Consider the following 7,640-nt stretch of genomic DNA (forward strand, 5'->3'; position numbering starts at 1 on the left):
AGTAAAGCGCCCACACTGCACCCTCTGCTTACGCTTGTCGTCTCTTTCAAGGCGCCCAGAGCTTTTCTTATTTAAGAAAGTTTTTCTTCTGATGATTTGGATAGTAATACCGATCTTGGCTTACTACCTTCGTATGGACCTACTATACTTCTATCTTCCATTGCATCTATTAATCGCGCCGCTCTTGTATAACCAATTCTAAACCTACGTTGCAGCATAGAGACACTGGCGGTTTGCATTTCCACTATGAGTTGAACAGCATCGTCATATAGCTCATCGTCCACCTCAGACTTTACTTCACTAGTTTCCTCGGGAATCATTTCCTCCTGATAGGAAGCTTTTTGTTGTTCAATACAATGATCAACAATTCGTTCAACCTCTTCGTCAGATAAAAATGCACCTTGGACACGTGTAGGTTTAGATGAACCAGTTGGCATAAATAACATATCGCCTCGTCCTAATAACTTTTCAGCACCCCCAGAATCTAAAATAGTTCTTGAGTCTGTTTGCGAGGAAACACTAAATGCAATTCTTGATGGTATATTTGCTTTTATGACTCCAGTTATAACGTCAACAGAAGGACGTTGAGTGGCAATGATGAGATGAATTCCTGCTGCACGTGCCATTTGTGCTAATCTAGTAATAGCATCTTCAACATCACTAGAAGCAACCATCATTAAATCAGCCAGTTCATCAACAAGTACTACAATGTATGGAAGATTTGGTTGTTTCTCTTCTTCTTCTTCTAAAGTTTGATTATATTTACGTATATATTCGTTATACCCTTCAATATTACGTGTGCCTGTATCTGAGAATAATTCATATCTTCTTTCCATTTCGGATACAACCTTTTTCAGGGCTCTTGAAGCCTTCTTCGGATCCGTAACAACAGGTGCTAGTAGATGTGGAATCCCATTATATACATTTAATTCTACTTTTTTAGGATCTATCATCATCATTTTCACTTCATGAGGTTTAGCCCGCATCAGAATTGTAGTAATAATTCCATTTACACATACACTTTTACCACTTCCGGTAGCACCAGCGATTAGTAAATGTGGCATTTTGTTTAATTCCGCAACAACCGCATCACCAGATATATCTCTTCCTAAACCGAATAACAGTTTTGAAGACTGCTTAGTTAGAGTAGTATCGACTACCTCTCGTAAAGAAACCATTGCTACTTCCTTATTAGGAACTTCGATGCCTACAGCAGACTTTCCTGGTATTGGTGCTTCAATCCGAATATCCTTTGCAGCTAATGCGAGAGCAAGATCATCATGTAGACCTACAATCTTACTCACTTTCACGCCAGCTTCTGGGTATACTTCATATTTTGTAACTGCCGGCCCCACATGAACCTTCGTAATTCTTGCTTTAACTCCAAAACTCGTAAATGTACGTTCTAACTTTCTAACAGTAGCTTGTATATGAGATTTTTCATGCTGTTGCGAGTTGTGAGTTGGTTCAGCAAGTAAGTCAAGTGATGGTAATTCATACTCGTAGTTTTCAGGTTCAGTCATTGGCATTGAACTTGTAAAGTCCGTCTCAGTTTCCTTTTCGTTTGTTTCTTTTGGCTTTCCTTCAGTTTGTTTTCTTTGATCAAAAGAATATGCCACGTCAGTGAAATCCTGTATGACAGGCTCATCGTGGATTACCTCTTGTTGTTGAGGTTGATCATTTTTAATCTCTAGTTTTTCATCTGTCTCATTTTTCGCTTTTTTATTTTCCTTTACTTTCGCTTTGCTATTTCCTAAGAATGCCTTCAATTTTGACCAAATCTTAGCGGAAAAATCACCTAACGAAAATTCAGTCAAAAATATGATCCCTATCATCATGGAAAAAATAGCTACAATTTTTGCCCCAATCGATGAAAATAAATAGTAACAGAACGAAAATAAGATTGCTCCAATTATACCGCCACCGGTTTGAGCCAGCTCACCAGGGCCATTTACATACGTGAAAAAGTTACTCCATGTTGATCTAATAATGGATGTATCATTAGATCTTATTAATAACATCTCATATGTTTGGATATGGGTTAAGAGCAAAATGCCTATAAGAATAATATAAAATCCAGTCATTTTCTTGTGAGAAAAATCAGGGTACCTTCTTTTAATAATTAAAAATAGACCAGTTAATAGTAACAGTAATGATGCTATAAAATACCAGATTCCAAAAAAGAACTGAAATATGTTTTCTAGTATACTTGGGATTGCCCCATCACTGATAATGCCAGCTCCACTACCGAAAATAGCAATGAATATAAAAAGTAAGCCTAATAATTCAAATTTCACTTGTTGCTTTAATTGACTCTTTTTCTTTTTTTTTCGTTTCTTAGCCATAAATTTCACCCCACATACCATCCGATGTAAACTGAATATGAAACCCCTGCCAAACTTTGACAAGGGTCCTAACAATAATATCCAGTATCTAACGCTATTATAGCATAGATTGTATATGGAATCTCAGATTAAATGAAACTTCATTCAGTGATAGTTTCCTTCCCCACTGAATGTTAGTTGAACCAACCTTAGCTTGTACGGACAGTTATCCCCACCCGATATTCTCAGTCTTACCTCAATTTTTGAAGTGGGGACTTTACTGCTCGTCAAATTGCAACAACTTTAAGGTGATGATAGAATCGAACCTGGTTGATATTGTGGATCCATGAAGTCTTTTGGGTCTGTCGATAACAGTTGAACAATTTGATAACTTCCATCTTGTTTTTTTTCGACATAAACGGATCTGTCTTGATGTGTTATTACCGTCCGATTTGAACTATTATCCTGATTCGGAAAGACATCAGATTCAACCATCGGTGTATATAAGATCATTCCGTATCACTCCCCTTTTGTTTAGTCTGGTTAATGAGTTCACTTACTTTTATCATTGCTTCCTTTACACCACCGACAGCATCAATCAATCCATATTCTACCGCATCAGCACCAACCACGTTTGAACCAATATCTCGCGTTAAATTACCTCTTGCAAACATGAGTTCTTTAAACTTTTCTTCTTTAATTTTAGAGTGATCAATAACAAAATTAATCACTCTGTCTTGCATTTTATCCAGGTATTCAAAAGTTTGTGGTACACCAATTACCATACCTGTTAAACGTATCGGATGAATAATCATCGTAGCCGATGGAACGATAAAAGAATGGTTTGTCGAAACTGCTATTGGGACACCAATTGAATGTCCTCCACCTAATACAATTGATACTGTTGGCTTTGATATTGATGCTATCATTTCTGACAATGCTAGTCCAGCTTCGACATCCCCCCCAACAGTATTAAGTAAAATAATAACGCCTTCGATTTTTGGGTTTTGTTCAATTGCAATTAGTTGCGGAATAAGATGTTCGTATTTCGTCGTCTTATTTTGTGGCGGTAATTGTATGTGACCCTCGACTTGACCAATAATTGTCAAGACATGAATATTTGAATCAGGGGCTTGTGGAACATTCGATTGGCCCAACTGCTGAATTTTTTCCACTAGAGATGATTTGTTTTCCTCATCTTGATTTTGATTTTTATCTTTTTCCATTGATGTATCGCTATTCATTTACGAACACTCCTCTTGTTTTAATCCTATAAGAAATAGTATGAACAAGTGGATGTTTTCTTATTAAAAAAACTACCAACAAATTGTTGGTAGTTTAAAAACCCTTTAGTATGTCGTAAATTTTTGTTTGTTCATCCTTGGACAATGATACAAGTGGCAAGCGAACACCACCGCAATCAATCCCCTTCTGATGTAAAGCATATTTTACTGGTGTTGGTGAAGGATATGCAAATAATCCATTCATAACAGGAAGAAGCTTTCTATGAATCGCTGCTGCTTCTTTTACATGACCTCGCTTAAATTCTTGTACCATCTTATTTAACTCAGTACCAATAATGTGCGAAGCGACTGATACAACACCTAAAGCTCCAATCGAGAGCATTGGTAATGTTAACCCATCATCACCACAGTATACGCTAAAATCGGAAGAAGTTTTTTCGATAATTGTGGAAGCTTGATCTAAATCACCGCTCGCTTCTTTTACTGATACAATATTTTCGACTTGACTAAGTTTAACAATAGTATCCGCATTCATGTTTATAGCAGACCTACCCGGAATGTTATAAAGCATTACGGGTAACTTCGTCGCATTAGCTATTTGCTCAAAGTGTTGATATAGGCCTTTTTGGCTCGGTTTATTATAATATGGGGTTACTAGCATAACTGCACTGACACCACTATCCTCAGCTTGTTTTGTTAATGCAATCGATCCTGCTGTATCATTACTCCCAGTACCTGCAATGACCGGCACTCGTTTATTTACAATTTTTACAACGTGGATAAATAAAGCAACTTTTTCTTCCGTGGATAAAGTAGGTGATTCTCCAGTGGTTCCAGCTACTACCAATCCTTCAGTTCCATTATTTAATAAGTATTCCACTAAATTTGTAACTTCCTGAAAATCTATACGGCCTTGCGGATTAAATGGAGTCACCATAGCTGTTAGTACGTTGCCGAAATTCATTCATCATCACCTTTTCTTTTACTTCTTTCCTTAGAAGTTTTATAGTTTCCTTCCGTGTAAAAAAACTATCTATTTTATACCTGGCTCTAATGTTAGTCCTAACTGAAACGTATCATGCAGTGCGTTAACTGCCTTCGTTAGATCCTTCTCATGAATGAGTACCCAAATTGTCGTGTGACTGTCAGCCGATTGTAAGATTTGAATTCCCTTTTCAGTAAGTGCCTGCACGATCTTAGAAGCAATACCAGGAACCCCCATCATGCCGCCTCCAACTACTGAAACCTTCGCACAATTCTCAATCACTTGAGGGTTAAATCCTAAATTTATGATTTGGTCTAATGCAGATTGTGTATAGACCTTAGGGATAGTAAAAAGCAATCCAGTTGGGGATATATTAATAAAATCAACTGAAATCCCCGCGTCTGCCAAAACCTTGAAAACTTCTGATTGAAGACGATACATTTCTTCTCTAGTTTTAATTTTGATTTGGGTAACAGAAGGCATATGGGCAATTCCTGTAATTAAATGATCAGGTATTTCCTTAATGCTTGAATTTGTCACCAATGTTCCATCTTCAGTTGAATAGGTAGAACGAACATGTAGCGGTATATTTGCCTGCATTACGAGTTCTATAGCCCTTGGATGAACTACCTTAGCGCCTTGATATGCCAGATTGCAAATATCTGTATACGTAACAATTTTTAATTGCCTGGCAGATTTGACCATGCGTGGATCTGCTGTCATGATTCCATTAACATCTGTGAAAATCTCGACTTTTTCTGCGTTAAGTGCCACCCCAAGAGCGGCGGCAGTGGTGTCACTGCCTCCCCTACCAATTGTGGTTATCTCTCCAGTGGACGTCTGTCCTTGAAAACCCGCAACAACGACTACATCATAGTTATCTAATTCATTTAATACGCGCCTAGTATTCACACTTTTAATTTTTGCCTGTGTAAATTCGGATGTAGTCATAATTCCTGCTTGCGCACCTGTAAGTGCAACAGAACTTATATTATTATTTTGCAACTCATTTGATAAAACCACACTAGCAATTGTTTCCCCGCAAGACAATAATAAATCGGTTTCGCGTTTCTTATGGAGTGGAATTGACTGATTAATAAGTCCCAGTAACGTATCTGTAGCGTAAGGATCGGGCATGCGCCCTAATGCTGAAACTACTACTACCAATTTATAGTTCTTTTTAACTGCCTGCTTAATATGGGAAATTACTTTGGAAATGCTAGCAGGTGATTGTAATGAGGTTCCTCCATATTTCTGAACTAAGATTGCCATCAAAACACCTCTATTTTACAACCATTTATTTTTTATTAGACTTTGCACTATTTGTATTGTTGCCTTCGAAAAGGCTCAGAGTACGCTTAACTTTCCCCATTATTTTGGTAGGGTACAATAACTGGCTGAATTTGTTCAAAAAGCAGTGCTGATTCTACAGTGTCAGCTAGCAGATCCATGTGTGATACGAGTGAATTTGGCTTTTTATAAGGGTCATCCTGGCCATAAGGGATGAAATAAATATACTTGCTAGCCATTAGTCGCATTAGATTAACACCGTTTAGGCCTAATGCATCATTCGTGGAAATACCTAAAACAACCGGTTTCCCATTTCTCATTGTCGCTTTTGCTGCCATTAATACAGGCGAATCTGTAAGTGCATTCGCGAATTTACTCATGGAATTACCTGTTAGCGGGGCAATAACCATACAATCAAGTGGTGCAGTTGGCCCTAATGGTTCAGCTTCAGGCATTGTAGAAATTACCTTCTTGCCTGTTATGGACTCGATTTTTTCAATATGATCCTCCGCTTTACCGAATTTTGTATCTGTAGTTCGTACTGTATACGTTACAATTGGAACAACCTCTGCACCCGCCTTCATTAGTTTCTCAATTTGTGGAAACACCTGATCATACGTACAATGAGAACCTGTAACTCCAAAACCAATTCGCTTTCCTTCTAAAGTCATTCTTTTTCCTCCTTGCTAGTAATAAACTGTTTAATCACATCAGCTAAGATTCTACCAGCAGTTTTAGGTGCAACAATACTAGGTAAACTTTTAGCCAATATGGCTTGAATTCCACGTTGTTCAGCATATTCAAAATCTGTTCCGCCTGGTTTGGATGCCAAGTCAATGATTAATCCATGTGATGGTAGATATTGAATGGACTCTTTTGTGATTACACGAGCCGGTATGGTATTAATTAATATGTCACAATCAACCGTATTACTTGGAAGTTGATTGAGTGGAATAGCATTAAATCCCATTTCTGTTATTCGCGCCAAATCTTCATTTTTTCTGGCACAAACAGAAACCTTGGCACCTAGAGCAGCGAATTTATTCGCAATTGTTTTCCCAACGCGGCCATAGCCAACCACAAGAACATTCGCGGAATGAATGGTAAAATCAGTATGTTCTATTACCATCATAATTGTTCCTTCAGCCGTTGGAATGGAGTTATAAACTGCGATATCGTCTCTGTCAAATAATTTCACTAAACGACGATTCGCTTCAGATGTTATCGAGGTTAAATAATCATTTGTAATTCCTGTAAAAATGGAAACAGAACTTTTTAATTGTTGAACCCATTCCTTTGTTAAAAAAATCGGTTGATCGGAAAAAACTGGATCAATCTTTCCTTTATTATCCGTACCAGTGACAGGTAGAATAACCATATCCAATTGCCCTGGTTCTAGCTCAGAAAATTCCATTTGCTTTAAACCTGTATAACCTTGGTCCAATTTATCAAATCCAATTAAGCAAATAGTGGTATTGTCTAGTTGTTGTAATTGACGTATTAATTCAATATATCTGGCATCTCCACCAATCACTGCTATTAAATAACCCATATGCGATATACACTCCTTGTTATACAAAAACCAATTTTGAAATCATTTCCTTATAGCTTATGTGTATCACGTTGGTAAGTGAGTATTATTAGAAAAAACTTGTTATTCACCTTGTCTTTAATAGCCATGTGAAAATTTATCTTTTACCAAGTTCCTCTGATACTTTATGCTTTCAGTAGAAAAAAGGAAAAGAAAAAAGAGGCTGGGACAAAACCCAGTAAATAAAAAAGCGTGGCTATCACCGT

Annotated in this window: 7 protein-coding genes; all 7 read right to left on the reverse strand. The window is 37.4% G+C overall.

Annotated elements, in window-relative coordinates; translation table 11 throughout:
• Positions 1–71: 71 nt before the first annotated feature.
• Positions 72–2,345 (reverse strand): FtsK/SpoIIIE family DNA translocase, encoded by a 2,274-nt coding sequence (locus AC3G7N_RS15700; protein WP_489423105.1) that lies wholly within the window; start codon positions 2,343–2,345, stop codon positions 72–74.
• Positions 2,346–2,627: 282 nt separating this feature from the next.
• Entirely contained in the window at positions 2,628–2,837 is a 210-nt protein-coding gene (locus tag AC3G7N_RS15705; RefSeq protein ID WP_489423106.1) for a YlzJ-like family protein, read from the reverse strand.
• Positions 2,834–3,568 (reverse strand): ClpP family protease, encoded by a 735-nt coding sequence (locus AC3G7N_RS15710; RefSeq protein WP_489423107.1) that lies wholly within the window; start codon positions 3,566–3,568, stop codon positions 2,834–2,836. The genes AC3G7N_RS15705 and AC3G7N_RS15710 overlap by 4 nt, the downstream gene beginning before the upstream one ends.
• Positions 3,569–3,662: 94 nt before the next feature.
• On the reverse strand, positions 3,663–4,532 hold the full coding sequence (gene dapA / locus AC3G7N_RS15715; RefSeq protein ID WP_489423108.1) for a 4-hydroxy-tetrahydrodipicolinate synthase: 870 nt from the start codon (positions 4,530–4,532) through the stop codon (positions 3,663–3,665).
• Between the two features lie 69 nt (positions 4,533–4,601).
• Positions 4,602–5,825, reverse strand: coding sequence for an aspartate kinase (gene dapG, locus AC3G7N_RS15720; protein ID WP_489423109.1), 1,224 nt, complete (start codon positions 5,823–5,825; stop codon positions 4,602–4,604).
• 86 nt (positions 5,826–5,911) lie between these two features.
• Positions 5,912–6,514, reverse strand: coding sequence for a dipicolinate synthase subunit B (gene dpaB, locus AC3G7N_RS15725; protein WP_489423110.1), 603 nt, complete (start codon positions 6,512–6,514; stop codon positions 5,912–5,914).
• A complete protein-coding gene (gene dpaA / locus AC3G7N_RS15730; RefSeq protein ID WP_489423111.1) occupies positions 6,511–7,395 on the reverse strand; it encodes a dipicolinic acid synthetase subunit A in 885 nt (294 codons plus the stop codon). Before dpaA ends, dpaB begins: the two co-directional genes overlap by 4 nt.
• Positions 7,396–7,640 lie beyond the last annotated feature (245 nt).

The organism is Virgibacillus carmonensis (assembly GCF_057836705.1).

Excerpts from the sequence above, each read along its gene's own strand:
- AC3G7N_RS15700 (WP_489423105.1), bottom strand. The coding sequence starts at position 2,345 with ATGGCTAAGAAACGAAAAAAAAAGAAAAAGAGTCAATTAAAGCAACAA.
- AC3G7N_RS15705 (WP_489423106.1), bottom strand. The coding sequence starts at position 2,837 with ATGATCTTATATACACCGATGGTTGAATCTGATGTCTTTCCGAATCAG.
- AC3G7N_RS15710 (WP_489423107.1), bottom strand. The coding sequence starts at position 3,568 with ATGAATAGCGATACATCAATGGAAAAAGATAAAAATCAAAATCAAGAT.
- dapA (WP_489423108.1), bottom strand. The coding sequence starts at position 4,532 with ATGAATTTCGGCAACGTACTAACAGCTATGGTGACTCCATTTAATCCG.
- dapG (WP_489423109.1), bottom strand. The coding sequence starts at position 5,825 with ATGGCAATCTTAGTTCAGAAATATGGAGGAACCTCATTACAATCACCT.
- dpaB (WP_489423110.1), bottom strand. The coding sequence starts at position 6,514 with ATGACTTTAGAAGGAAAGCGAATTGGTTTTGGAGTTACAGGTTCTCAT.
- dpaA (WP_489423111.1), bottom strand. The coding sequence starts at position 7,395 with ATGGGTTATTTAATAGCAGTGATTGGTGGAGATGCCAGATATATTGAA.